General features: G+C 52.4%; 27 protein-coding genes, 12 tRNA genes and 1 rRNA gene. 2 read left to right on the top strand and 38 right to left on the bottom strand.

Annotation, left to right across the window (positions count from 1 at the left end; translation table 11 throughout):
• Positions 1-357: 357 nt before the first annotated feature.
• From ppc to C162_RS18145, 25 genes are all read right to left on the bottom strand, one after another.
• The gene (ppc, locus tag C162_RS18260) at positions 358-3150 is read right to left on the bottom strand and encodes a phosphoenolpyruvate carboxylase (protein ID WP_036696240.1); all 2793 of its coding nucleotides are present in this window, start codon (positions 3148-3150) and stop codon (positions 358-360) included.
• A gap of 299 nt (positions 3151-3449) precedes the next feature.
• The gene (locus C162_RS18255) at positions 3450-3728 is read right to left on the bottom strand and encodes a holin (protein ID WP_200869214.1); all 279 of its coding nucleotides are present in this window, start codon (positions 3726-3728) and stop codon (positions 3450-3452) included.
• Positions 3728-4438 carry a M15 family metallopeptidase gene (locus tag C162_RS18250; RefSeq protein ID WP_036696239.1) on the bottom strand — a complete coding sequence of 237 codons (711 nt, stop codon included), beginning with the start codon at positions 4436-4438 and terminating at the stop codon, positions 3728-3730. Before C162_RS18250 ends, C162_RS18255 begins: the two co-directional genes overlap by 1 nt.
• A complete protein-coding gene (locus tag C162_RS18245; RefSeq protein ID WP_036696238.1) occupies positions 4410-4802 on the bottom strand; it encodes a hypothetical protein in 393 nt (130 codons plus the stop codon). The genes C162_RS18250 and C162_RS18245 overlap by 29 nt, the downstream gene beginning before the upstream one ends.
• Entirely contained in the window at positions 4789-4986 is a 198-nt protein-coding gene (locus C162_RS18240; RefSeq protein ID WP_036696237.1) for a hypothetical protein, read from the bottom strand. The genes C162_RS18245 and C162_RS18240 overlap by 14 nt, the downstream gene beginning before the upstream one ends.
• Position 4987: 1 nt before the next feature.
• Complete coding sequence (locus tag C162_RS18235) at positions 4988-5335, bottom strand: hypothetical protein (RefSeq protein WP_156949649.1); 348 nt, start codon at positions 5333-5335, stop codon at positions 4988-4990.
• Positions 5336-5756: 421 nt separating this feature from the next.
• Positions 5757-5888, bottom strand: a complete 132-nt coding sequence (locus C162_RS37350) for a hypothetical protein (protein ID WP_268748809.1) — start codon at positions 5886-5888, stop codon at positions 5757-5759.
• Positions 5889-5943: 55 nt separating this feature from the next.
• Positions 5944-6417: an XkdW family protein gene (locus tag C162_RS18230; protein WP_162174473.1), complete on the bottom strand. Its 474-nt coding sequence runs from the start codon at positions 6415-6417 to the stop codon at positions 5944-5946.
• Positions 6418-6429: 12 nt separating this feature from the next.
• A complete protein-coding gene (locus C162_RS34445; protein ID WP_051493662.1) occupies positions 6430-8268 on the bottom strand; it encodes a hypothetical protein in 1839 nt (612 codons plus the stop codon).
• A gap of 11 nt (positions 8269-8279) precedes the next feature.
• Positions 8280-8891, bottom strand: coding sequence for a YmfQ family protein (locus C162_RS18220; RefSeq protein ID WP_051493661.1), 612 nt, complete (start codon positions 8889-8891; stop codon positions 8280-8282).
• A 2-nt stretch (positions 8892-8893) separates the two neighbouring features.
• Complete coding sequence (locus C162_RS18215; protein WP_084648967.1) at positions 8894-9229, bottom strand: hypothetical protein; 336 nt, start codon at positions 9227-9229, stop codon at positions 8894-8896.
• A 12-nt stretch (positions 9230-9241) separates the two neighbouring features.
• Positions 9242-10264: a DUF2793 domain-containing protein gene (locus C162_RS18210; RefSeq protein WP_036696230.1), complete on the bottom strand. Its 1023-nt coding sequence runs from the start codon at positions 10262-10264 to the stop codon at positions 9242-9244.
• A 1-nt stretch (position 10265) separates the two neighbouring features.
• Positions 10266-10679 (bottom strand): hypothetical protein, encoded by a 414-nt coding sequence (locus C162_RS18205; protein ID WP_036696228.1) that lies wholly within the window; start codon positions 10677-10679, stop codon positions 10266-10268.
• Positions 10680-10681: 2 nt separating this feature from the next.
• Positions 10682-11740, bottom strand: a complete 1059-nt coding sequence (locus C162_RS18200) for a baseplate J/gp47 family protein (protein WP_036696225.1) — start codon at positions 11738-11740, stop codon at positions 10682-10684.
• Positions 11733-12161, bottom strand: a complete 429-nt coding sequence (locus tag C162_RS18195; protein WP_036696224.1) for a DUF2634 domain-containing protein — start codon at positions 12159-12161, stop codon at positions 11733-11735. The genes C162_RS18200 and C162_RS18195 overlap by 8 nt, the downstream gene beginning before the upstream one ends.
• Entirely contained in the window at positions 12158-12451 is a 294-nt protein-coding gene (locus C162_RS18190; RefSeq protein ID WP_036696221.1) for a DUF2577 domain-containing protein, read from the bottom strand. Before C162_RS18190 ends, C162_RS18195 begins: the two co-directional genes overlap by 4 nt.
• 5 nt (positions 12452-12456) lie before the next feature.
• Positions 12457-13419 carry an XkdQ/YqbQ family protein gene (locus C162_RS18185; RefSeq protein ID WP_036696220.1) on the bottom strand — a complete coding sequence of 321 codons (963 nt, stop codon included), beginning with the start codon at positions 13417-13419 and terminating at the stop codon, positions 12457-12459.
• Between the two features lie 12 nt (positions 13420-13431).
• Positions 13432-14178, bottom strand: coding sequence for a LysM peptidoglycan-binding domain-containing protein (locus tag C162_RS18180; protein ID WP_036696217.1), 747 nt, complete (start codon positions 14176-14178; stop codon positions 13432-13434).
• A gap of 1 nt (position 14179) precedes the next feature.
• A complete protein-coding gene (locus tag C162_RS18175) occupies positions 14180-16012 on the bottom strand; it encodes a hypothetical protein (protein ID WP_036696214.1) in 1833 nt (610 codons plus the stop codon).
• A gap of 192 nt (positions 16013-16204) precedes the next feature.
• The gene (locus tag C162_RS18170) at positions 16205-16627 is read right to left on the bottom strand and encodes a phage tail assembly chaperone (RefSeq protein WP_036696211.1); all 423 of its coding nucleotides are present in this window, start codon (positions 16625-16627) and stop codon (positions 16205-16207) included.
• Between the two features lie 166 nt (positions 16628-16793).
• Positions 16794-17264 (bottom strand): phage tail tube protein, encoded by a 471-nt coding sequence (locus C162_RS18165; protein WP_036696208.1) that lies wholly within the window; start codon positions 17262-17264, stop codon positions 16794-16796.
• Position 17265: 1 nt separating this feature from the next.
• Positions 17266-18588, bottom strand: coding sequence for a phage tail sheath family protein (locus tag C162_RS18160; RefSeq protein ID WP_036696206.1), 1323 nt, complete (start codon positions 18586-18588; stop codon positions 17266-17268).
• Entirely contained in the window at positions 18588-18794 is a 207-nt protein-coding gene (locus tag C162_RS18155) for a hypothetical protein (protein ID WP_036696204.1), read from the bottom strand. Before C162_RS18155 ends, C162_RS18160 begins: the two co-directional genes overlap by 1 nt.
• Positions 18791-19213: a phage tail terminator family protein gene (locus C162_RS18150; protein WP_036696201.1), complete on the bottom strand. Its 423-nt coding sequence runs from the start codon at positions 19211-19213 to the stop codon at positions 18791-18793. The genes C162_RS18155 and C162_RS18150 overlap by 4 nt, the downstream gene beginning before the upstream one ends.
• Positions 19214-19589: 376 nt before the next feature.
• Positions 19590-20090, bottom strand: a complete 501-nt coding sequence (locus C162_RS18145; RefSeq protein ID WP_036696272.1) for an ArpU family phage packaging/lysis transcriptional regulator — start codon at positions 20088-20090, stop codon at positions 19590-19592.
• Positions 20091-20388: 298 nt separating this feature from the next.
• Between C162_RS18145 and C162_RS18140 the strand changes: the two genes are divergently transcribed.
• A complete protein-coding gene (locus C162_RS18140) occupies positions 20389-20829 on the top strand; it encodes a helix-turn-helix domain-containing protein (RefSeq protein ID WP_036696199.1) in 441 nt (146 codons plus the stop codon).
• Between the two features lie 45 nt (positions 20830-20874).
• Positions 20875-21288 carry an ImmA/IrrE family metallo-endopeptidase gene (locus tag C162_RS18135; RefSeq protein ID WP_036696270.1) on the top strand — a complete coding sequence of 138 codons (414 nt, stop codon included), beginning with the start codon at positions 20875-20877 and terminating at the stop codon, positions 21286-21288.
• A 79-nt stretch (positions 21289-21367) separates the two neighbouring features.
• On the opposite strand, the gene C162_RS18130 is transcribed toward C162_RS18135, so the two are convergent.
• From C162_RS18130 to rrf, 13 genes are all read right to left on the bottom strand, one after another.
• A tRNA-Pro gene (locus C162_RS18130) sits at positions 21368-21441 on the bottom strand.
• A gap of 17 nt (positions 21442-21458) precedes the next feature.
• Positions 21459-21532 (bottom strand) — tRNA-Gly (locus tag C162_RS18125).
• A gap of 17 nt (positions 21533-21549) precedes the next feature.
• A tRNA-Pro gene (locus C162_RS18120) sits at positions 21550-21623 on the bottom strand.
• Between the two features lie 29 nt (positions 21624-21652).
• Positions 21653-21729, bottom strand: a tRNA-Arg gene (locus C162_RS18115).
• An 8-nt stretch (positions 21730-21737) separates the two neighbouring features.
• Positions 21738-21812 (bottom strand) — tRNA-Gly (locus tag C162_RS18110).
• A 7-nt stretch (positions 21813-21819) separates the two neighbouring features.
• A tRNA-Leu gene (locus tag C162_RS18105) sits at positions 21820-21903 on the bottom strand.
• Between the two features lie 15 nt (positions 21904-21918).
• Positions 21919-21991 (bottom strand) — tRNA-Lys (locus C162_RS18100).
• Positions 21992-21996: 5 nt separating this feature from the next.
• Positions 21997-22070: transfer RNA gene (locus C162_RS18095), tRNA-Gln, on the bottom strand.
• A gap of 53 nt (positions 22071-22123) precedes the next feature.
• Positions 22124-22199: transfer RNA gene (locus C162_RS18090), tRNA-Val, on the bottom strand.
• 36 nt (positions 22200-22235) lie between these two features.
• A tRNA-Glu gene (locus C162_RS18085) sits at positions 22236-22310 on the bottom strand.
• Between the two features lie 12 nt (positions 22311-22322).
• Positions 22323-22398: transfer RNA gene (locus C162_RS18080), tRNA-Thr, on the bottom strand.
• Between the two features lies 1 nt (position 22399).
• Positions 22400-22475: transfer RNA gene (locus C162_RS18075), tRNA-Asn, on the bottom strand.
• 9 nt (positions 22476-22484) lie between these two features.
• A 5S ribosomal RNA gene (rrf, locus tag C162_RS34440) occupies positions 22485-22571 on the bottom strand; the annotation flags it as partial.

Below are 22571 nucleotides of genomic sequence, written 5' to 3'. Positions count from 1 at the left end.
TCCGGTCGCTGTTACCCGGCAGATTTCTTGATTGGAACCGCAGGGTGCGGTTGAAATCTGCCAATAAAGGCGAACGCTATCGCTCCTACAGTTCCAAATTTCCGCTTCGCCCCCTCCATCAGCCTGGGTTCCCCTACTGCTTTTCTTGGTGCCCAAAGTATATCTCAGGCAACAATGGGGTGGGGCATGGTCTCGGCCGTGCCTGTGGCTCCCGGCCTCCTTGAACGACAAAAACCCCGTCCCTCCTCTAGTTAAGAGGCAGACGGGGTTGAAGAACAACGGATTCAACATCTTAAAGCGGCTTCGCCGACTTTTTAGATCAACTGCGAAAGCGAAAAACCAACTGCTACAGGCACATCAGCCGGTATTCCGAAGACCGGCGGCAATACCATTGATCGTGAGCAGCACCTCACGCAGCAACTCAGCGTCATCCCCCTCAACCTCACGCAGGGCGCGAAGCTCGGCGAGGAGCTGAACCTGCAGGTAGCTGAGCGGATCAACATACGGATTACGCAGGCGGATGGATTCCTGAATGACCGGAACATTATCCAGAATATCCTGCTGGCCGGTAATCTGAAGGATCAGCTCGGAGGTCAGCTTGAACTCGGCCTCGATCTGGCCGAAGATCCGCGCGCGTGCCTCCTCGTTCTTGCCCATCCCTGCGTATTCCTTGGCGATGACAAGATCCGCCTTCGCAATAGCCATCTGCAGCGTATCGATCAGGGTCGTGAAGAACGAGAAGTTAGCATACATATGCTGCATAATCTTCATATTCTCTTCCTTGCCCTCATAGAAGCTCTGCAGACCGGTTCCGGCGGCATACCATGCTGGAAGCAGATAACGGCTCTGCGTCCAAGCGAATACCCAAGGAATTGCACGCAGGTCTTCGAAGCGCTCGCTATTCTTCCGCTTCGAAGGGCGTGAACCGATATTCAGCTCACCAACCTCCGGTAGCGGCGTGGACTCTTTGAAGTACGTAAGGAAATCCGGATCACGGAAGATCAGATCCTGATACTTATTCAGGGAGACTTCAGAGATGCGGGCAATAATCTCATCCCACTTGGCTTCATACAGATCCGCCTGTGGCGATCTGGCATGAATAGCCGCCGTAATGAGCGCAGATGTCGCCTGCTCCAGACTGCGGTAAGCAATGCCTTTCATCGAATACCGGGAAGAGATAACCTCACCCTGCTCGGTAATCTTAATCCCGCCGCCGATGGTGGAAGCCGGCTGGGCCAGAATACTCCGGTTGAGCGGCATACCGCCGCGTCCGAGGGCGCCGCCCCGTCCGTGGAAGAACTTCAGCTTAATGCCGAACTCATCGGCAGTCGCTGTGATCTGCTTCAGGGCCACACGCAGCTCCCAGTTCGCTGTAACCACACCGCCATCTTTATTACTGTCGGAATACCCCAGCATGATCTCCTGCAGATCATTCATCGCACTGACGGCATCACGGTAGATCGGCATGCTGAGCAGCGTACGCATAATCTGCGGCGCATCATGCAGGTCGTCAATCGTCTCGAACAGCGGCACCGCCTGCAGAGTACAGACTACCGTACCGTCGTTGTCTTTGCGGAACAAGCCGACTTCCTTGGAGAAGACCATAACCTCCAGAATATCGCTTGCCGCCTCCGCCATACTGATCAGATAGCTAGTGATGCACTGCTTGCCGTATTCCTCCTGCGCCTCATAGATCGCACGGTATACCGCCAGGCATTCCTCTGTCCCTTCACTATAAGACTGGTAAGGGGAAGTCAGCGGTCGAGGATCATTCAGCAGTTTCTCCAGCAGCACAATCTTCTCTTGCTCCGACAGCTTGGAATAATCCGGCGTAACATTCATCTTAGCCAGAACCTCTGTCATTGCATTCTCATGCTCCTGGCTGTGCTGGCGGACATCCAGTGTAGAGGTGTGGAAGCCGAACAGCTCCACCTGACGAATCAGCTTCTTAATGTAGGTATCTGCTACATAATCGGCATAGTGATGCCGCAGGCTGCGGTCAATCACGTTCAGGTCGTCGATGAATTGCGCTGGGGATGCGTAGCGCTCTGGTGTTCCTTTTTTCTCATCGTCCAGCACATTCTGGGTCTTCGAGATCATATAGCTGAGCTTAATCCGGTAAGGCTCGTTATCATTACGCCAGGCATCAACCCGGTTGAGATTGATAATATTCCGGTCTGCCTCAATGGATTCCAGCAGCTCCGGCGTCACATTCACAATGCTTGTACTAAAGCTGAGATACTGCATCAGCTCGCGCATAATACGCTGGTATTCACGAATAGCCAGCTTGCGCTGCAGACGGAGGGTCTGTAAGGTAACGGATGCCTTCACTGAAGGGTTGCCGTCTCGGTCTCCCCCGATCCATGAACCGAAACGCAAATAGGTCGGCACATGCCAGTTCTGGCCCGGATAATATTTGCTCAGACAACGCTCAAGCTCCTGATATACATCCGGCAGCACTTCAAAAATCGTCTCATGGAAGTAATACATCCCGTTACGCACTTCATCCAGCACCGTAGGCTTGCGGTCGCGCAGTTCATCAGTCTGCCACAAGGTAATAACCTCATTCAGCAGCTTCTCCCGGAGCTGTTCGCGTTCGCGGAAGGTTAGCGTCGGATTATCCAAGCCCATGACGTCGTCGGAGATCCGTTTGTGGATATCGAGAATCGCACGGCGCATAGCTTCTGTAGGGTGAGCGGTCATAACCAGCTCGAGCGACATGCCGCTCATGATCTCAAGAACTTCTTCGTGGGAGAAATCCCGTTCGCGAAGCTCCTGAACCGCGCTCTCAATCGACCCCGGCTGTACAGTCTCCCCGGCAGAACGTTCGTAGTCGCGTTTACGGCGAATCCGGTGGTTCTGCTCGGCGATATTCACCAGCTGAAAATAAATAGCGAAGGCACGGATCACCTGATGGCGATTCTCCGGATCCAGTGAGCTGATCAGCTCTTTAAATTCATTGTGCAGTTCAGGCAAAAACAGTGAGCGCAGCGATTTGCTGGTCTCCCGGATCTTCTCCACGATATCCAGCAGTTCGTTGCCGCCTTGGTGTACCAAGACTTCGCCCAGTATGTTCCCCAGGAACCGTACGTCTCGCCGCAGCAGATTGTTGGAGTTGCTTTTGCTAACGGCAGTCGTAAGTTCGGTCATGCTGCTCCCCCCATCCTCTTCCGGATCAATGCTCTTAACATTGTCTATTTGAAAAGCTTTCTACATATCATACAATAAAACAGCCCGGAAATCTTCAACTTTATTGCGCGGTAAAGCAGTGCAGTAATTTCGATTATACACTAACCCGGCTATTTATGCAGTCAAAAATAATTATGTAATTCTTCCTATTATATTCTCTCTTTTATAGGTGTTATATGTAGTAGTTGTGTAAAGTTACATGACGTAAAACGACAAAAAAGCCAGCTCCGCAGAGCCGGCCGTTGATTACAGGTTAACTTTTATTTCATCGTGTGGCCTGAGCGGTTGTTGAATGCCAATTCAAATAATCCGGTAGCCGATAACCCGGCCAATCCGCCTGCCCATAGACGCAAGGTCAACTCCAGCTCTGTAAAAGGATACGCCGCCGCTCCAACCAGCAGCCCGACGCCTAGTCCGATAAAAGGGATGCTATTACGCGGCAAATGGGTATTATTTTTGATGAGCTGCACTAGGGAAAGAATAAAGACGGACAGAATGGAGGCAAAAGCCAATACATTATCCAGCAGTTCGCTGTTCATCATGAAATCGCTCCTTTCTGCGGTGTGGTGGTGATCTCCACGGTGTTGGCAGCCGGATGGTAGGCAATCTGAGCGCCCAACGCCTCCGCAATTTTACGTGCAGGAACATAGGTAACCCCATTCTCCAGCCAGCCGTCCGCAATCTTCCTTCCATTCACCTGTACTGTAACTTTCATCTGAGTCTTCACCGCTTGTTCCTCCTTGGGCTTGATCCGTTCCATCACCGCCTCCACGGCGTCAGCCGCAGGCTTCTTCCCCGTCCGCAGATCTGCCAGGCTTAATCCGAAGCTCATCTGCAGATGCGGGTAATCCTTGAAGCTGGTCCAGTCGCCGCCCCATTCGAACCCGATGGCCTTAGCGCGCTGCACCACCTCCAGCCAATCCTGGGTCCCATTCTGGTTCCCGTCCCTGTTCATATCCCAAGAGACGCTAGAGCCATCCGGAAGCAGCAGCGCAAAATCCGCCGCCAATCCATAATTGTGATAACTGTACCCGCCGCGCGCATTCGTCACGATCGCTCCCGGCCGGGTTCGCCCCTGGGCATAGAGCGCATCCTGTTCGGCCATCGTACGCAGGCCTTGCGTGATCAGGATGGGAACCCCGCCAGTATAACTGCGTTCAATCAGTGCGGTTGCTGCGGCAAGGACGGCGGGATGAAGCCCGGACAGGCGGGCAGCGGATTTATTCAGGACCTGAGCCAGCGTCAGCATGCGATTCCTCCCCTTTCCTGATTTCAGAGAGGACCACGAACAGATCCTGGCGTCTGGTATACATCAAGAGGGTTAGGATGACCAGTCCAATGGTCGTTCCCGTCTGGGCAATAGCCCAGGCATCCGATTGCAGCGAGCTTCGTATAGCGTCCGGGACGGGCGCGGTGCTGAATCTGATCCAGAAGGCCACGGCCATTTTTACCGTATACGCCCCGAGGAAAAAGAACGCCGCCAGCATAAACAGACTGACTACACGCACCCGGAATCTCCGGCGGAAATACAAAAAAAGCGCAGCCATCAGCAGCAGCGCACAGATAAAGGATATGGAATAGGCCAATAACAACACAATATCAATGCTGCTCATCTTCTGCCCCCCGATCATAGATTAGGAACTCGGCGAACCCGTTGTTCCTGATTTCATCCTGAATGTCCTGAGAGACATTCTTGTACCTGCGGATAGAGAGCGACACCTTATGTCCTGCCAGCGCCAGCCTCCGCTCTCTGTCCCGGTGCAGGGGCGATAGACGCTTGATCCACGCACTCAGCACGTTATCCCCCCCTGTCTTCTTCATTAATACTATTACTACCCGTATGGTTGCCCGCGGAATGGTCTATCTTCAATCGTTGCAATACTTCAAGCGTGGGTGCCATGAAGTCTGACCGCTCTTTGTCGAGGATATTCTGCAGCCTGTCCCGGTCTTCCTCAGCACGCTCCAGCAGTTCACGCGGCACCAGATTCCCCTTCACAATTGACCGCAAAAGCACAAGCATAATCATGAGCAGAATCAGAGTGATGATATAAGCCAGTCCATACTTATCCGCAAGCGGCAGCAGCTTCTCCAAATTCGCAACATCGTTGCTGTCCATTGCTTCACTCCCTTCTGTGTGGTTATTCATAGAGACACCCCCGGCCTGGGCCGGAGGCACCATATACCCCTGTCAAACCTATAAATCTCCTATAATTTCAATAAAAATAACCTACCGAGTGATAATAACCTGCTCCCCCAGCGGAAACGCCCAGAGAGTATCAATTCGAGAGGATAGTAGTTGGAAAAACGTATCTTAATTCACCCGCTTAGGAACATCTGGCAGATTTAGTTGGATAATCGTCACTTGTTTCTGTATAAACTGTCCCTTTAAGGGTTTTGGAGCTATAGCAAGTGCTGATTTTCCAACTATTCATCGGAAAAGCCGCTGCTGGTTGCCAGCAAGTGGAGGAAATCCAACTATTCCTGGCCTTCAATCCCCTACTTAGGCCCTGCTGGTATCCATGCATGCGAGCAGTCCTCCCCGACTCCAAAGCATCTATAGTAGTGATCTACTCTTCAGTTACAAGGAACGTAAGTCCGTTCTCCACCAGAATCTCCTTGACGGCAGGCTTCAGCGTAGAGGGAACCTCGCTATACTTCGTCTTCCCCAACGTGACGCGTTGTGCAAAAAACAATGCCATTGCTCTCACCACCTTTCTATTAATATGCTTAAACTTAGGCAAACCCGCAGAGCATTTAAGAGTAGACTTGCACAGCCATTTCGGCGATAATGTCCTCAATGAAATCCGCACGCTCGGTGAGCGCGTTATTCTGCGCCTTCAGCAGCAGATTCTCCTGCTGAAGCTGCTCCATCTCCGTCAGCACCGGCGGCTTGTTCGCCTCTTCTTCCTGGTACGCTTCCCAAGCTGCCTGCAACTCAGCCTCGGTCGGCTGCGGCGCATCCAGCTTCCATACCGCAATATACGGCCCGCGCTCCACCAGATCATAATCCTCGCCTTCGGTCAGCAGGTTATAGTCGATCCCATAGCGGTAATGAATACCTTCTACGGGTTGTTCGCCGATTTCTGGCTGCTTGATCTCGTAGCGTACCCGGCCTTTGGCTTCGGCTCCCGGCCGCAGGACGGGTTCCGGGCCGTTGTCTTGGACGATGAAATCGTGTAGGGGATTGGCTGTTGGGTATAGATACATAATTGCTTGTGATATATTCACGGTCATACCTCCTTATGCAATTTGCGTAACTGAAAAGTCGTTAAAAACACCGACGCCGCCTTGTGTGACCATATATGCATCTGCGTAAGCGTACATCTCTACATAATCCCCAGCACTTAGATATACAGTTCTTGCGCCTTGTGTGTATATGTTGCCAATCGCTCCAGATTTATTATAGGAACCCATGTCTAACTGTCTCGTTCCGTTGATCCATGCGCTTAGAACTAGAGAGGCGGAGGCAGGGGCGGAAGAGTCTGTAATTACGCCGCCTGTAATTAAATACAGTCCGGACTTCTTTGCGGTAAATCTATTCAACCCGACACTAAAATTGCTCTGGTAATCATAGTACGTAGCATTAAATTGTAGTTTAGTAAATGCCCCCCCTGTTAACCCGTGTCCTGTCCCTATATATGCTCTCATGACGGGCCTAATTGCAAGTGTATTATCTCCCCAAGGGTTGAGCACCTCTGAATTTACAATCCCTCCCGCTCCGGCATAATTTCCGTTTGTAGAATTTGCCTGAGTGCCTGCATACGCTATGTGACCAGCCAAATCTGCTACATACCCGTGTGTATTCCCTGTGCCACTGAAATTTTCAGCATAAGCTTTCCCGCCATTAACTGCGCTCACAACCCGCCCTTTATTCGAAATCACACAAGCTGTTAATCGTGCAGTTGCTAAATTTAGCACAATACCAGATTGGTTCGTCGCGCTCACAGTAGATATTACTTGGTTCACGACTGCGGCAGTAGAAGAACGAATGCTCACCGCTTCAACCGTTGTTGCAGTACAAGTAAAGCCGTCAATCGTCGTGACAATCGTACAGTTAACAATCTCAACCCTCTGAACAAATCTGCTTGCAGCGATCCCGATAACACTCAGTGCACCTTCTCCGCCAAATCCTTTTAGTGAAATTGTTTCTGGATATGTTCCCGGTCCTATATAAACATTAACTGTATGATTGATTGTTTTCGGCAGGACGCTATAAGCTTTTGCCCATGTCTTAAACGCTCCGCCCGCCGTATCTGTCGTTCCAGTATTCCCATCATTTCCATCCGTCCGGACGTAGTAGGTAATATCCGCCGTCGTCTGATTCGGAACGTTGGGAGATTTTACACCCCCCGGGATCATCCATACCTTAGAAGCAGCGTCAACTTGAGCTACGGCGTATGCATCCGTTTCATTTACGATGGCAAAATCTCCGCCGTTATATGAATACAAGGAATATCTTTTCCCGGTCGATGGGGTTGTGTTCTTGATTTGCAATGCAGCATTAAATGTAACCCCCTCAATAGAAAGAGCTGGGGATGTGTTGATACCAGCCGTAGAAATGATTTTTTGGTTATTCGTGAACGTGTTATTACTATTCAGTTGGGGGCGGTTATCTAGCTGAGCCTGTACATTACCAGTCACCCCATCCAAATACCCAAACTCCGCATTCGAAACAACACCCGTCCCAATCTTGCTCGCATCAATCCCCGCAGCCGCATTAACATCCGCATTAACAATCACTCCAGGAGCGATTGCCGTTACGCCATCCGAAGAACTGGTTACATCACCAGTATGATTGGGATGCACATAATTATTAGCCCCCTGCGCCACACTATCCAGCTTCGACTTATCCCCTGCGGCCATCAGCCCCGCAGCAGTCGTGGTCGCAACCGCCGTAGACGCCTTGGCGTTCCATGACGTGCGCTCAGCCGCCGTAATGTGCTTGACAGTATCGGCAGAGTGGTCCTGCACAGCCTTGACGGCGGTGTCCAGAATATCCATATTGCCGTTCAGGTCGGTGATATCTACAATGTCTGTACCGTCGGGCTTTTTCAGCCCCAGATTACCCGTTGTTTTCATCGCTCACACTCCTATTCATATACTCTTAGTTCGTTCCAGGTCTTGCTGTGCGCACCGTTCCAGGTGAGGGACTTCAAGGAATCCCACCAGGTGTAGCTGTATACGAAGCTATAGTCCAGATGAGCCGGCTTAATCTCTTCCATGATCTGAATCAGACCCGCCATATTGGCCGGGATACCCAGTGTGCCGACGAATCGGACCTCGAAGCTATACGCTCCGGGCACCTCCACGACCTCTACATCTCCCCCGGAAAAAGCAGACGCCGTCCGCCGGATCATCTCCGGTGTCGTCGTGCCGCTGCCCCGCAGCTTGGCCTTGATCATCTCCCGCCGGGTGGCGTAGGACTTGTTCGGATCTGAGGCCAGCCCCAGCATCCGCTCCCAGCGGGCCAGCCCCCAGGTCGCCGACTCCAGCGTCTTCTGATCGTCACTGTCGGCCATGGCGTAAGCCACTTCACCGCAGGCTGCACCGGCACTGGCCTGTACAGCCTCCATCTCAGGGACGCCCTGATAATAATCGGGCAGGTACTTCATCAGATCAGGAGCGGTAATCTCCGGCCCTTCCCCTGTCACACCATCGGCCGAATACGTCATAAGTCCATAGATACTATCTCCATAAGCCACAGCTACACCCCCTTCAGCTGGTTCCAGGTCAACGGACCCTTGGGCATATAATCATGGGTATGTGCACCTGCCGGATAGACCGAAGGCTTGCCGTCCACCCCTGACCAGGGAACCGTATCCGCAGCCTGGGCATAATCGACCTTGCCGTTGTTATTCGTGTCGTAGATGCTTTTCAGCATATCGCCTGTGCTCTGGCCTGCCGCCAGCAGCATATTGCTGCTGCCGCTGCCGATGAACAGCTTGCCGCTATCCGTGCAGTAGCCCAGCTCACCAGCGGCCAGCGTACCCAGTGCACTCTCCAGGCCGCGGCGGATTTGAATCAATGTCTTCCGTGCCATGGTCACCGCCTCCTAGAATGTTCCGCCGTCGATAGTGCCTACCGTGAGCTGGTTGCCATTGGCAGAATCGTAAACGATGCTTGAGCCGTCGATGTTGACTTCAATGCCAGTGGAGTTTACCAGAATCCCCTTACCCGGCTTGGCTGCAACACTGGTTGAGCCGACAATGATCCCATTGCCTGCCCCGACGGTCAGTGTGACACTGTCCGCCTGCCCGCCGCCGGTAAGCCCATTCCCCGCCGTAATCGTCTGCAGCGCACCGCCCGTCCGCACCCAGGCGCTCCCGTTCCAGCTGTAGATTTTTTGCTCATCGTCCACATAAGCCGTCCAGCCGACAGCCGGAACATAATAGGCCCAGCTACCTGAGGCATACTCCGCAATCTGACTGGTTTTACCCGCCCAGACGCCGGTTGCGCCGGAAGGAATGATATACCGGTCAGCTTCCACGGGGCTTACTGGCGGAGCCGTCAGATTCTGATCCTTCACCGAAGCCTGCGGCTCAATATTATGCTTGGCCAGCTCGATTTCGTTTTTGATTTTTTGCGCGGACCACAGATCTGTAATCGTCGCCCCGCTGTCGTTGATGATTCTGTGCTTCGCGGCATCGTTAAGATGCGTTGCGATTTCTGCGGCGCTCTTCGTATTCGTGCCGTCCGACACTTTATTGGGATGCCCTGCTGTAAGATCTGCCTTAAGCACCTTGGCATACGTGGAGCCGTCAGCAATATCGTCCACCGTTCCGCTCACATCTGTTAATTTCTGCGCGTTAACCCGCCGCCAGGCGGTCCCGTCATCGAAATACAAATACCCGTTGTTACTCCCGCTGCTCACAACATACAGACGCCCCGCCGAGGCTGCCGCAGGACGCGAAGCTTCGGGACCGGACAAGGCCCGGCCCACCATGGAGTTGGACGAACCGTCCCCGATATAAACCTCCTTCGTATCTGTACAGAAGCCCATTTCGCCCGCCTTCAGCATCCCGTAAGTGGACAGCTCGGCCCGGGTACCGCGTTTGACCTGAATAGTCTGTGCCATATTACACCTCTCTTCTAAAAGATCCGCCGTCAATCAGACCGGCCTGTTTATAACGCTCCAGCTCACGCTGCGTAGCCGTAAGTCCGTCCTGTAACTGGTTCACATCATCCGCTTCCACGGTATCCCCCGGGGTCTCGTAAGTCACATAGACTTCGGGCACATCCGCATAGATGTTGATGAGACGCCGCCAAGGGGCCTCGTCCGGGAAAGAGACCGAGTAATTCCGCACCTCAGTCCCGCTGAAGCGTGAGCCTGTGTACACGGCCAGCGTCTGATTGTTAATATTGTCGTGGGCCAGCAGTCCGCTGAATGCACCACCTGTAAGCCCAAGTCTCTCCTCTACAACATGACTGCCGCCGTTTGCCTTTTTGTTCAGCTTATCCTGAAAGACATCGATCTGCTCCGGATATCCCATGCCTACACCTCCAGTACGACATTGCCGAACAGCGGCACTTCTGTCTCCAGCAGAGGGATATTTGCCGTCCCGCCGTTCAGCTTCAGCCCGCTATAGTCCACTACGCCCTCCGTATTCAGCAGCAATGCGCCCATGACCGATTGACTGATATAGGTAGCGGCAAAAGCCTTCTCCTTACGATACTTCTCCAGGAGCGCGGTAAAAGCTTGAATAACCGGCTGCAGCGCATAGCCTGCCGCCAACGTGACCTTCGCGGTCACGCTGATTGTGCGGCCCGTGGCCGATTCCACCGTCACCACCGCCCCCACCGGAGCCTGGCCCTCGCCAAGACCCGGCGCAGGATCGATGAACTGCTGCACCTGAGAGACCAGCAGCGGGGAGGCGGGCTGATGCTCCGCATTCACAATGACCACCTTGACTGTCTTCGGTCCGGCCCACAGCGGGAAGACCCGCGCTCCCCCTACGCCCTGAATCTGCTGTGCCCACTCCATATAATGATATTTATTGCCGCTCGTTGCAGGCCGCCGGGCCGAATCGAAGTACCGCTGACGCAGCGCTTCATCCGTCTCCGCATCCGTGCCGGGAACCAGCAGGCCCGTAATCTCTCCCCGGGCCAGTCCCGGGATATAATCAATCGGTAGCAGCGCGCCTGAATACTGATTCCCCTCCGTCCCGGCGGTCTCGCTCTCCAGGCGGTACGTCCCCGGAGACAGCTTCTCCGCCGCACTATAATGAAGCAGTCCCAGGGAGAAGCGGCTGCCCAGCGGAATGTCCAGAGGCTGTTCGCCGCTGGTATAGAACCTCGCGCCAAGCTGCGCTTTGCCTGCGGGATGACGCTTCAGCCCTGTCCAGGCAATGGTTCGTTCCAGATATTCGCCGGCCGCCGTATCCGGGAAGAACAGATTATTACTGACCTCAAGCTCAAGATACATCTGGGCCATTTCAGCCGCTGCCGGCGCAAGCGCATCATAGATAATACTTCCCTCTCGCTTATCCAGCCCCTCTGGAACCCGGTCCAGCATACGTTCCAGCAGAGCCTCGTACGTCTGATCCTCATACACTGGCCATCCCCTCCTTTCTCAGCTCCAAATCACCGTATACTGTGACAGCCGTACAGCTGAAGCTAACCGTATCTCCTTCAAAAAGAATCTCCACATCCTCAAGCGCCTGAATCCGCTCATCTTGAAGCAGCGCATCGCTGATCAGCCGGCGCAGCTCCGGCCGGGCCAGCAGCCTGTCCTGACCCAGCACCAGCTTCCACTCCGTTCCGTAGTCCGCGCTATAGATCAGGTGCTCATAACGGCTGGTTTGCAGTACCTTGATTGCTGCCTGCTTCACCGCTTTAAGCCCGTCTACCCGCCCGCCGATCCGCCCGTGCTCCCAGTCCATCCGGTACGTCAGACTCGGGGCATTCCCCGGAGCGGTCACATTCCCTTCCAGAGCTCCCGTCACCGGACCGGATCTGCCTATTGCCGGAATCATAGGTCCACCAGCCGATCGAGGACAATATAGCTCTGTCCGCCTTGCATCCGCACGAGCAGCACGCGGTCTCCCGCTTCAAGTCCACGGCGAAGCAGGATCTCCCGGCCCTCGATCACAGCCTTGCTCTCCATCACGGATTCAACCACAACCAGTGCGGCTCCTGTCAGCAGTAGCCGCTGCTCTACCTGAATCTGCAGCGGCTGTGCCAGAACCACCGTCCCATAAGAAAAAGCCACAGGATTCGTATTGGATACGGCCCCGAGGCTTGCCTGTTTGATAATATCGAGCATGTTGTCTACACCACCTTAATGTCTAGGGACATCGTATGCTCCCCTCCGGAAATTTTATGGCTGCATTGATCCACCAGGAACAGCTGTGTCTGGAATTCATCCAGCAGCACATAAATGAAGTTCCCTGCCCTCACCCGTATATCGCCAATAGCCTGCACGGAGAGACTGACCTTCTCGCGGTTATGCTGCTTCAGCAGATTGTCTGCTTTCTCCTGGATTTGCGCAGCATTCGCATTATCATCCGCTTTCTGGTAGAGATGCAGGATGCCCCAGCGTTTTACATTCTCCTTATCCGTAACCGGATAGAACTCGCGCTTCCCTGTCTTTTCGTTGTCCTGGTAGAGCAGGATCGTATTGTACGTATTATCGTCAATGCTTCTTTTCAGCGAATAATCATACAGGTAATGGCCTGCCCCCAGAATCACATTCAGCAGCATGGACTGCGGACTGCGCAGCGTCAGCTTGCCGTAATCATCATAGAAGGCCATCAGCTGGCCCTTATACTGCAGCTCACTGCCGACCGCACCCATAATAATATCAAGCAGCTTCTTGCCGTCTTCGATCAGCGAGGGGATCTTGTACTCCGCCGGTTCCAGTAATCCAAGCCGCAAGCCGCGGTCTTTGGCAATGGTACTAATGACCTCACTGGCAGTAACATCCTGAAGCACATAACTGCCATTGCCCAGCAGATAGCGGATCTGATCGTACGCCGTCAGCTTGATCTCCTGATTCGCACCCGTGTCAATGCTGAAGACGAAGCCGTAGAATACATCGACTCCGTCTCTGCGGAACTGCACAATATCACCGTTGCTGATCGCGAATTTCTTATGCTGATAGATACCGCTGTCCACCAGCGTAAGCTCAAGCGTCGCAGGCTTGCCGGTCCGGGTGGTTTTCCACGTGATATCCGTAACGATTCCGGCAATATTCCAGATGGCGCCTTCCTTATTAATTATGATTAATTCCATCGCCACGGCCTCCTAAGACAGCTTGATCACTCGGCCAATTTTGAGCTTCTTCAGTTCGCTGTCCGAGATATTGTTCAGCTTTTGCAGCGTTTTGGATTTACTGCCGTCACCGAGCAGCTTTTGGGCCACCGACCAGAGCGTATCCCCGGCTTTGAGCGTATAGGTAGCAGGCACTGCCTTCTCGCTTGCCCGTTTCTGCTGCTTCTTCACTTCACCGGTGCTGCCAACCTTCACAGCTAACGCCTGATAGAACACATACTTCTTGAGTCCAAGTGTATAATCGATATCCCCCGAGGACCCCGCACTCAGCTTCCAGGAGAAGTTCTCAATACTGACCGCCATATTAATGCCAATATCCCCGGTAAAGGTCTGCTGCGCCTGCGTCCTGGCCTGCCTCAGCCAATCTGGGGTTTGCATATTCTGCACGTTCGCCGACTTCAGCCCTGAAAAAACAAACCGGACCGGCCTGCGGCTGAGCATCCATTTACGGATCAGCTCTACATACTCATAGGGCTTCAGCAGCTTGCCGGCATTCTCGCCGGAATACACCACGAACGGATAATACTGTGCCGGGAACATACTCTCAATCGTAATCTCCGTCAGCTTCGGATAAGCAATCGCGTTGATTTCACCAAAATCCACGATCGTGTAGCTTTTGCCATCGCTGTTCTCCTTGATCTCCAGCGTCTCAGGGTTCACCGGAAGCCGGATCACCTCTTCATAATTATTGAAGCTAAGATAGAATCCATACTCCTCCATGTTACGTGTACACCCCCTGCGCCGTAGAGACGAACTCCTCCTTCAGCTTCTGCCCGATCTTCGTGATGATGGAGTCAATATCGCCGGAATTATTAATATTCCCTGTTGTTACCTGCACCGTTGGCGTCAGCTCGACAAAATTCTGAATCGACTGAATCTCCGCCAGCTCCCGCAGCATATCCAGATCATCACTGGAGATATCGACCTTTTCTTTGATCTTGCCTACCTCGCCCACCTTGCCGATATTATTCATGTTCGTGGCAGCGGTCTGGGCAGTGTTTGGAGAAGTATCCTCCTTTTGCTTGGCTGGCTCCAGCTTGGTATTAAATTTAGTAACGACATCCTGTACTTTACCCTTGTATTCCTCCACACTCTTGGAGGCATCTACGAATTCCTTCTTCGGTGTATTGTATACATCCTTAGTCGATTTAGGTTCTACCAGCGTGCCTTGAACGTTCTTGATCATATCACTGAAGACATGCGGGTTCTCCGTCTCCAGGAAGTTAGGCTTGAAATCAGCCAAGAATTCAAAGCCTGGAACTTTGCTTAACCATCCTGCCAGCGTTTGAACTCCTCTAAGCACGAAGTTTATACCTTCAGCTATGGCTTTGACGAACCCGCCTGCAAAGCTTTCAACACCTAATGCCATTTGATACATGAAGCCTAGGAAGTTCGTAGCCAGGTCATAAAACAGCTTTTGCACCGCATACGTCGGATCAATAAACAAGTTACGGAAGAAGTCTGCAAAGGAGACAAAGTTATTGTACAGACCGATTACAAAATTCTCTATGGTTGCCCTCAGCCAGCCAAACGCTCCCCCGATAAAAGCCACTACCGCGTCTACGGATACTCCCGCTTGCTGCAAAATGTAAATAAGCAGCGCTACAGCAGCAACAATTAAAAGGATCGGCCACATGCCTACAAGCCATGCAGCAGCAAGACTATACAACTGCACAATCATCGCCGCTATGAAGACAATGGCAATGGCCGCAAGGATCGGCCCTACAACATCCCAGTTCTCCTGAAAGGCTGTGAACATATACATGATGCCGTCCACCACTTCGCTAATCACCGTAGCAATGACCAAGAAGCCGTTCGCTATCAGATTTAGAGCCGTAGTCATTCCTTCAGACTGAAACGCATTGTTCAAGGTATCCAGAATCGGACGCAACGCAACAATCGCTTTTTGACCCATCAATTCAACTGCGTTGTCCATGTTGCCTTGGAGCTTGCCCCATTTTTCCTTATCTTTGTCAGAGGCATTGGCGACTACTGCCTTCGTGCCCAGTTCTTTCACCTTATCAAATACGCTCCCAAGGTCCAGTGCGCCTAATGAATCCTTTGCTTTGGAGAGGAATCCGGGCTCCGCTGCTTTTTTCTCCTTCTCAGCCTTTTCTTTTTCCTTGTCTTCCGCCTTTTCCTTCTTCTTGTCCAAAATATACCCTACTGCTTTTTCACCCACGTATGTGATTAACTCGAACCCGCTGACATCCAGCGCCTTCATTATTTTTTGCACTTTTCCCATGAACCCGTTTTTGGCATCCCGGACATCATTATCATCCGGACCATCGCCATCCGAACTGTCAGCAGAGCGGCGGGATCGTGACGAAGCACCTTCCTCTGACAGGCGTCTGGCTGCTTCCTGCGACTGCATGAATCCTTCCATGAAAGACTTGTTCTTCTCTTCATACACCCGCTCCAGGATCTGCTGCAGACCACTAAGCGAGTGGCTGGCCCGGTTGAAATTCTGGTTCAGCCGGTCCCACTGTGAGTTTACATTTTGCCAGACGGTTAGTGCAGTTACGGGAACCAGCGCTGTACTTGTAATTTCCATTCTTTCACCCCCTTCATCGTTTCTTCCCCTTGCTCCGCGCGCGCTCCCGCTTCTCCTTGTCCACGCGTACGGAGATCATGGCATAGATCGCCGCGCGTTCGCGGATGGAGAGCTTCATCAGCTCATGCGGCAGAATATGCAGCTCATGGAGGGCGTAGTAGGCCAGATTAGCCTCACCATCGCCCTCGTTGATTAGTTTTTTACGTCATCTACCAGCTCATTCATGTCTGTGGCGAAGCCGTTCAGGGCCTGTACACGTTCCCCAAGCGCAGCGAATTCTCCGGGCAGCAGCATTTTGCGCAGCAGCGATTCGGCACCCATCACCCCGTAGGAGCGTTGAAGCTCCGTATTCTTCAGATCCGGATGCACAATGCTTGCCGTCATCAGCTTCGCCATATATTCATTGGGATCGATGTCCGTAGTGTAGGTGCCGTTCTTTCCTTTGACCTTGCGGGTAGCTGCCTTACGGCATTCCTGGTTCTCTTCCTCATTCATACTGCGCAGCTTCCAGACGGCAGGGTTACCTTCCTTGTCCTTGAACCGCAGCGAGACCGCGAATTCCTCTGTTGTATCACAAGCCGCATTTTGCGCAAAAAACAAGCTTAATTCACTCATGTTGTTCCTCCCGGATTCTTATTGTGTTAGGGCAGCGAAGAGGCCCTCCGCAGAATACCGCCGCACAGCAGCTATGGCTTCAATGATCCTCCAGATACTTTGCGGGAGCCCCCGAACCTATTCATTCATTTACTCTTTTACAACCTGCGGATAGCCCGCTTATGCTTTATTGGCCGGAATTCGCCGGAGCCGCGAAGGGCTGCACCAATTCCACATCCTCGAAGGTAAAAGCAACCTCTTCCTCCAGCGCATCCGACTCCGTATCCAGCGAAGCCATAATAACGCTGTCCAGATTGACATCCTTCAGCATGATGCGCTGGGCGCCCACGGTTGAGGACGGATCTTCATTGGTCACGTTAATGTTGAAGTATTGGTCAATCCCTGTCTTCATGTACTCCAGCATCATCTGGCGGAAACGGCTCGTCATATAGAAAATCGTCATCGTACCGCTGCCCGACCAGCCGGTCGCCTTATGCTGCACCCCGCGGCGTCCCAGCGTCTTCACTTCCGCCTTCTGCTTCTCAACAGTGGCTTCCAGGGTTTTGACATAGAACATTTCTTCCGTCTTTCCGTTAATCATGGCATACGCCCGGCCCTCCTGGCCGGACAGCGTATCGCTGGCTCTCAAGAATGTCATCTTAGACCACCTTCACTTTCATATATACTTTTTCTACGGAATCTACCGGCTTCACAGCTACCTCCAGCACTACGCTGTCACTGTCCGCTCCAGAAGTCACCACAATGTCGCTCTGTGCATTGAAGTTCTCAATCGCCCCGAGGTTCTGCAGATCATTCATATAAGTGACGCACTGCGACCAGAAGAGCGCGCGCCCGTCCTCATTATTCGGCAATTTGCCAATGAAGTAGCTCTCAAAAATCCGCTTCAAATCACCAGCAATCCCATCCAGCACACGCAGCACGCGGTTCTTGGAGAAGGCCTTGCCTTTGTCTGTGGAGAAGGAGGTGAACGTGTTAATGTCCTGCTCCACTACTGCCCGGCCTCCGCTATAGGTGAACAACAGCTCTCCGTCTGTAAGTGCTTCTACAGTCTCGGAATGACTGAAACGCACATCCGCATCTACAGCATCGTCATAGGCCTGATAAGTCAGGGATTCGTTCACAGCGGCAGCGGCAGTTGCCCCCGCAACCCAAGCCACGGCATGCGCTTTATCCACTACCGTTCCATCACTCAGAATGACGCCGTTCGCCACACTGATGATGCCTTCATGATCAGCCGTAGCGTAATCGGACAAGACCGCCTGCACCTTCTTGCCTTCCGTGTTACGCAGACGCTTCACATAGGCGCTATATAGCGACTTCAGCGTGTTATCCTGCGATACCAGACCTACCGTCTGGAAATCCTGAACCTCCAGCGCCGACAAGAACGCACTATGCTCCGCATTCGTCACCGTACCATTCGCCCCGCCTGCCAGCGGCAGTCCAGCGCTCACCGTCAGCGCACCGGATTCATTCGGCTTAAATTCTACATAAGCGTTCGCAACCAGACCGGCAGCAGCACTTACCGTCTGCTTGTCCACTTCACTACCCTCAAGCAGCGTCCGTACATCGAACTGAGTGCTGTCATCGATATTTTTCTCGATCACTACCTTAAGCGCATTCCCGCGTTCCCCGCCATACAGCGCAGTCGCCTGAACTCCATTATTGGTCACAGCTGCCTTCACACCCTGATTCAGACGGTAGAGCAGCAGTGTGCCCGTCCGCTTCAGTACCTCTCTCACCGGCAGCAGCTCTGCAGCCGTCAGATCGTAGCCCAGCTTTTGCTGGAAATCGTCCTGAGCCGTAAGCTTCAGAATGACGCCCGCAGGCCCCCAAGGCAGTGCAAGCGCCAAAGCAGCTGTACCGCGTTCCCCCATTTTACCTGCCACAATGCCGTTCGAGGCCACATTTACGTATACCCCCGGACGCACCTTGTTTTGTGTTGTCCATGTTCCTCCAGCCATTAGATAACCTCCTTATTTAGATACTGCTCCATTAAATGCTTAGCCTCTTCCAAGGTGTAGCTCCCGTCCTCTTGCAGAACTACCTCCAGTACATCCTTTTCCTTAGGCCCAAACAGAGCGGAGTTCATCATCTGCTTCTTTCCAAAAGCATCCGGCCCCCCGCTCCCGCGTCCCTGTTCACTTTGCGTCATTTCCTTAGAACTCATTTCAGCCGCGTCCCTTCTGTGAAATGTCCCATCAGCTCTGCCTCTTCCTCCGGCTGCTTCTGCTTCTGGAGATAGAGCATATAGTCCACGGTGAACAGCGCCCCCCGTCCCTCTGCTCCGGCCACCCAGGACTGGCGCACCACCCGATAAGCGGGATTAACACTTTCTCTTGCGTCCAGCGCCTCACAGAGCCCGTCAGCCACAGTCTCTGCATCCAGCAGATTGCCTTGTTCATAGCGTATACCGAAGCGGTAGATCGCCATGTATCTGCCTTCACGCTGCCTGTCGTAGGTTGCAGAGAGCAGCTCCAGCCTGAAGTAGGCTGACTGCGGCTTATCCCCTTCCACATAGACAGGAATATCCGGGAAAAACTGCACCAGCGCAGCAGTGATATTTCCCCGCAGTTGTTGTACCGTCATGATTTCATTCCTCTCATGATTAGATGTGGTAATCCCTCCTGCCTTTCTTGAAGTCACCCACGGATTCGATTCAGGAAGAATTGGACCCGTCTTGTACCCGGCAATGACCGAAGGAGCTTTCACCGCGCTTGTCTGCCAGCCTGCCTTAGGCTTCGATGATGTGGAGCATTTATGCTCCTGCGGTGTCCTTCTGCTTCATTTGCCATGTTATAATCATAGCCCCCCTGAGACCTTGCGCAGGCGCTATTACAGATGAGTTAACGATAACTTCCGGTGGTACAAGGGATGATAAATGGTGCTCCCCGTTCAACAAAAAAAACCGCATCACCCCAGGGGCAATACGGCCATCTCATTTATATATGGTAGTTGCATTTTGTCAAAAGGATTTCTGCCCCTTAGATCCATTTCCTCCAGCCGGGGTCTTCGTGAGCGTAGCCAGAGACAGCAGCTGAAGATCATCAAGCGCCAGCGCCATCTTATAGAACGCCTTCGACCTTATTTTCACATAAGTATCCTTGCTCACCGGAGGATCGAACACATGATTATAAATAGTATAGTCGTAGCTCTCCTCTCTGCGCATGTACCTCTCCCGCACCAGCTGCTGTTCCCTCTGGGTAAGCCGCTCTACGACCGAATCGATCACAGCACAGTACGCCCGTCTTGCAGCAGGCACATCTACATTATGCGTGGCAATTGCTGCGGTCTGATCGGTAACCGTATGGGTCGCGCCATGGAACCGTTCCGTGTAGGAATAAGTAATCCCAGCCTCTTTAGCCTCGAACGTTACAGATTTGAAAATCCGGTACTTCTCCAGCATATTCTCTATAGTGACCTGAGTCAGGCGGCGGTCAAGCTCCGGCAGCGAAGATAGAATCATCATTTATACCACTCCTTAGATGTTATAGAGATTTAAGAACTTTGTTGCGGACCTTTCCGGCCAAATGTGTTAAAATTCTACTTGTTCGTATAGTGTTCTCTTTTTTTGATAATATACCACTTAACTCCCAATTCAGTAAAACCTCATTTTAGCCCGTTTTGGAGCATAAACAAGCTATATGCATGTCTATTCTTACCTTTTGGCAATAATAGACTCTTTATTGTTTACCTCTTGGCATAAATAGCTTATAGTAAGTACAACAGCTTTTTAGGTGATTAGGGATAAGGAGTGGTTATCGATGGCAGAGGAATTCGGATACTATCTGAGACAGCTTCGGGAAGGAAAGGGACTGACCATTAATCAGCTGGCAGCGCTTGCCGGTATCAGTGGAGCCCAAATCTCACGGATCGAGAATGGATTACGGGGTGTCCCCAAGCCGGCTACACTGCGTAAGATTGCTGAAGCGACAGATGTGTCTTACGAGGAACTGATGGGCCATGCCGGTTATTTAACCGAGAATGAGAGCAGTTCAGAGGGCGCTGTGCCTGCCTGGGCCACCAGTAAGGATAAGCGGGACTTCCGCCAAATGCTGGAGGATGACGGTGAGCTGATGTTTGACGGAATTCCCCTGAACAAGGAAGATAAGCAGCGGATTAAGGACGTATTAACCGGCCTGTTCTGGGAGGCTAAGCAGATGAACAAGCGGACTAAGCCCAAGCACCATCAAGGTAAAGAGTAAGTACCAGGCGATCCAACTACTATTAACATGCTGCGGGTGAAGAATATGGATGAGCTAATCAAGCGTTTGGTCAAAAAATACAATACCAGCAGCCCCTTCGAGCTGGCTGAAGCACTGGGGATTCACATCCGGTTCATGCATCTGGGTGACGGCACCAAGGGCCTCTACTACCGCAAGTTAAGAAGAAGGTTCATCGTCATTCATAACCAGCTGCCGCTAGAGTGGCAACGGTTCGTATGCGCCCATGAACTCGCGCATGACCGCCTGCACAAAGGGGTCAACCGTTTCTTTCTGGAGGAGAATTCTTACTTCTCGCCAGGCAAGCTGGAGCGGCAAGCTAACTTATTCGCGGTTAAGCTGCTATCAGTCGGCACTGCCATTGAGCAGGATGAATCCCTACAGAGCTATTATGCAAGGATCGGCATCCCGGCTGAGGTTGTCTTTTTTTTAGACGATTAAAGGAACGTATGTTCCTTTAATGACGCAACAAAAAACTCTTACCGCAGTAAGAGTTGCTTGCCAGCCATAAGCTGTTCGATCGGGATGACACGATTTGAACATGCGACCCCCTGGTCCCAAACCAGGTGCTCTACCAAGCTGAGCTACATCCCGAAACTATTAGATTATTATGGAGCGGGTGATGGGAATCGAACCCACGCTATCAGCTTGGAAGGCTGAAGTTCTACCATTGAACTACACCCGCACAGGTGAAATGAAATATCGGGATGACACGATTTGAACATGCGACCCCCTGGTCCCAAACCAGGTGCTCTACCAAGCTGAGCTACATCCCGTTAATACAAGTTACTATTCGAAAGAATAATGGCGCGCCCTGAGAGATTCGAACTCCCGGCCTTTTGATTCGTAGTCAAACGCTCTATCCAGCTGAGCTAAGGGCGCAAAAAATTTGGAGCGGACGACGGGAATCGAACCCGCGACCCTCGCCTTGGCAAGGCGATGCTCTACCGCTGAGCCACGTCCGCAAATAAGTGGTGCGCGTGAAGGGACTTGAACCCCCACGTCTTACGACGCCAGATCCTAAGTCTGGTGCGTCTGCCATTCCGCCACACGCGCATAAATCAATAAAAGTGAGCCATGAAGGACTCGAACCTTCGACACCCTGATTAAAAGTCAGGTGCTCTACCAACTGAGCTAATGGCTCATATTTGGCAGGGGATATAGGATTCGAACCTATGATGACGGAGTCAGAGTCCGTTGCCTTACCACTTGGCGAATCCCCTACAATAGATACCTATATAATGCCCACAATCTCCCTCAAATATCAAGAACATTATGGTGGAGGCTGAGGGGTTCGAACCCCCGACCCTCTGCTTGTAAGGCAGATGCTCTCCCAGCTGAGCTAAGCCTCCATATGTATGGTGACTAATAAGGGTACTGATTAAAAATGGTGACCCGTATGGGATTCGAACCCATGTTACCTCCGTGAAAGGGAGGTGTCTTAACCCCTTGACCAACGGGCCTTAGTAAATTTGTGGAGCTCTCAACCGGATTCGAACCGGTGACCTCTTCCTTACCATGGAAGCACTCTACCTGCTGAGCTATGAGAGCATGGCTCCCCGAACAGGACTCGAACCTGTGACAACTCGATTAACAGTCGAGTGCTCTACCAACTGAGCTATCAGGGAATATTGTCCGCTTGGCAACGTCCTACTCTCCCAGGACCCTTCGGTCCAAGTACCATCGGCGCTGGAGGGCTTAACGGTCGTGTTCGGGATGGGTAC

Source organism: Paenibacillus sp. FSL R7-269 (assembly GCF_000517865.1).
Taxonomy (GTDB): Bacteria; Bacillota; Bacilli; order Paenibacillales; family Paenibacillaceae; genus Paenibacillus_AQ.
Note: the sequence above shows the minus strand (reverse complement) of the source record. Positions and strands in the feature narration are given on the sequence as shown.

What these genes read in the sequence shown, in the direction of transcription:
- ppc (WP_036696240.1), bottom strand. Translation starts at nt 3,150, where the DNA reads ATGACCGAACTTACGACTGCCGTTAGCAAAAGCAACTCCAACAATCTG.
- C162_RS18255 (WP_200869214.1), bottom strand. Translation starts at nt 3,728, where the DNA reads ATGAACAGCGAACTGCTGGATAATGTATTGGCTTTTGCCTCCATTCTG.
- C162_RS18250 (WP_036696239.1), bottom strand. Translation starts at nt 4,438, where the DNA reads ATGCTGACGCTGGCTCAGGTCCTGAATAAATCCGCTGCCCGCCTGTCC.
- C162_RS18245 (WP_036696238.1), bottom strand. Translation starts at nt 4,802, where the DNA reads ATGAGCAGCATTGATATTGTGTTGTTATTGGCCTATTCCATATCCTTT.
- C162_RS18235 (WP_156949649.1), bottom strand. Translation starts at nt 5,335, where the DNA reads ATGAATAACCACACAGAAGGGAGTGAAGCAATGGACAGCAACGATGTT.
- C162_RS37350 (WP_268748809.1), bottom strand. Translation starts at nt 5,888, where the DNA reads ATGGCATTGTTTTTTGCACAACGCGTCACGTTGGGGAAGACGAAGTAT.
- C162_RS34445 (WP_051493662.1), bottom strand. Translation starts at nt 8,268, where the DNA reads ATGAAAACAACGGGTAATCTGGGGCTGAAAAAGCCCGACGGTACAGAC.
- C162_RS18215 (WP_084648967.1), bottom strand. Translation starts at nt 9,229, where the DNA reads ATGGCACGGAAGACATTGATTCAAATCCGCCGCGGCCTGGAGAGTGCA.
- C162_RS18210 (WP_036696230.1), bottom strand. Translation starts at nt 10,264, where the DNA reads ATGGCACAGACTATTCAGGTCAAACGCGGTACCCGGGCCGAGCTGTCC.
- C162_RS18205 (WP_036696228.1), bottom strand. Translation starts at nt 10,679, where the DNA reads ATGGGATATCCGGAGCAGATCGATGTCTTTCAGGATAAGCTGAACAAA.
- C162_RS18195 (WP_036696224.1), bottom strand. Translation starts at nt 12,161, where the DNA reads ATGATTCCGGCAATAGGCAGATCCGGTCCGGTGACGGGAGCTCTGGAA.
- C162_RS18190 (WP_036696221.1), bottom strand. Translation starts at nt 12,451, where the DNA reads ATGCTCGATATTATCAAACAGGCAAGCCTCGGGGCCGTATCCAATACG.
- C162_RS18185 (WP_036696220.1), bottom strand. Translation starts at nt 13,419, where the DNA reads ATGGAATTAATCATAATTAATAAGGAAGGCGCCATCTGGAATATTGCC.
- C162_RS18180 (WP_036696217.1), bottom strand. Translation starts at nt 14,178, where the DNA reads ATGGAGGAGTATGGATTCTATCTTAGCTTCAATAATTATGAAGAGGTG.
- C162_RS18175 (WP_036696214.1), bottom strand. Translation starts at nt 16,012, where the DNA reads ATGGAAATTACAAGTACAGCGCTGGTTCCCGTAACTGCACTAACCGTC.
- C162_RS18170 (WP_036696211.1), bottom strand. Translation starts at nt 16,627, where the DNA reads ATGAGTGAATTAAGCTTGTTTTTTGCGCAAAATGCGGCTTGTGATACA.
- C162_RS18165 (WP_036696208.1), bottom strand. Translation starts at nt 17,264, where the DNA reads ATGACATTCTTGAGAGCCAGCGATACGCTGTCCGGCCAGGAGGGCCGG.
- C162_RS18160 (WP_036696206.1), bottom strand. Translation starts at nt 18,588, where the DNA reads ATGGCTGGAGGAACATGGACAACACAAAACAAGGTGCGTCCGGGGGTA.
- C162_RS18155 (WP_036696204.1), bottom strand. Translation starts at nt 18,794, where the DNA reads ATGAGTTCTAAGGAAATGACGCAAAGTGAACAGGGACGCGGGAGCGGG.
- C162_RS18150 (WP_036696201.1), bottom strand. Translation starts at nt 19,213, where the DNA reads ATGACGGTACAACAACTGCGGGGAAATATCACTGCTGCGCTGGTGCAG.
- C162_RS18145 (WP_036696272.1), bottom strand. Translation starts at nt 20,090, where the DNA reads ATGATTCTATCTTCGCTGCCGGAGCTTGACCGCCGCCTGACTCAGGTC.
- C162_RS18140 (WP_036696199.1), top strand. Translation starts at nt 20,389, where the DNA reads ATGGCAGAGGAATTCGGATACTATCTGAGACAGCTTCGGGAAGGAAAG.
- C162_RS18135 (WP_036696270.1), top strand. Translation starts at nt 20,875, where the DNA reads ATGGATGAGCTAATCAAGCGTTTGGTCAAAAAATACAATACCAGCAGC.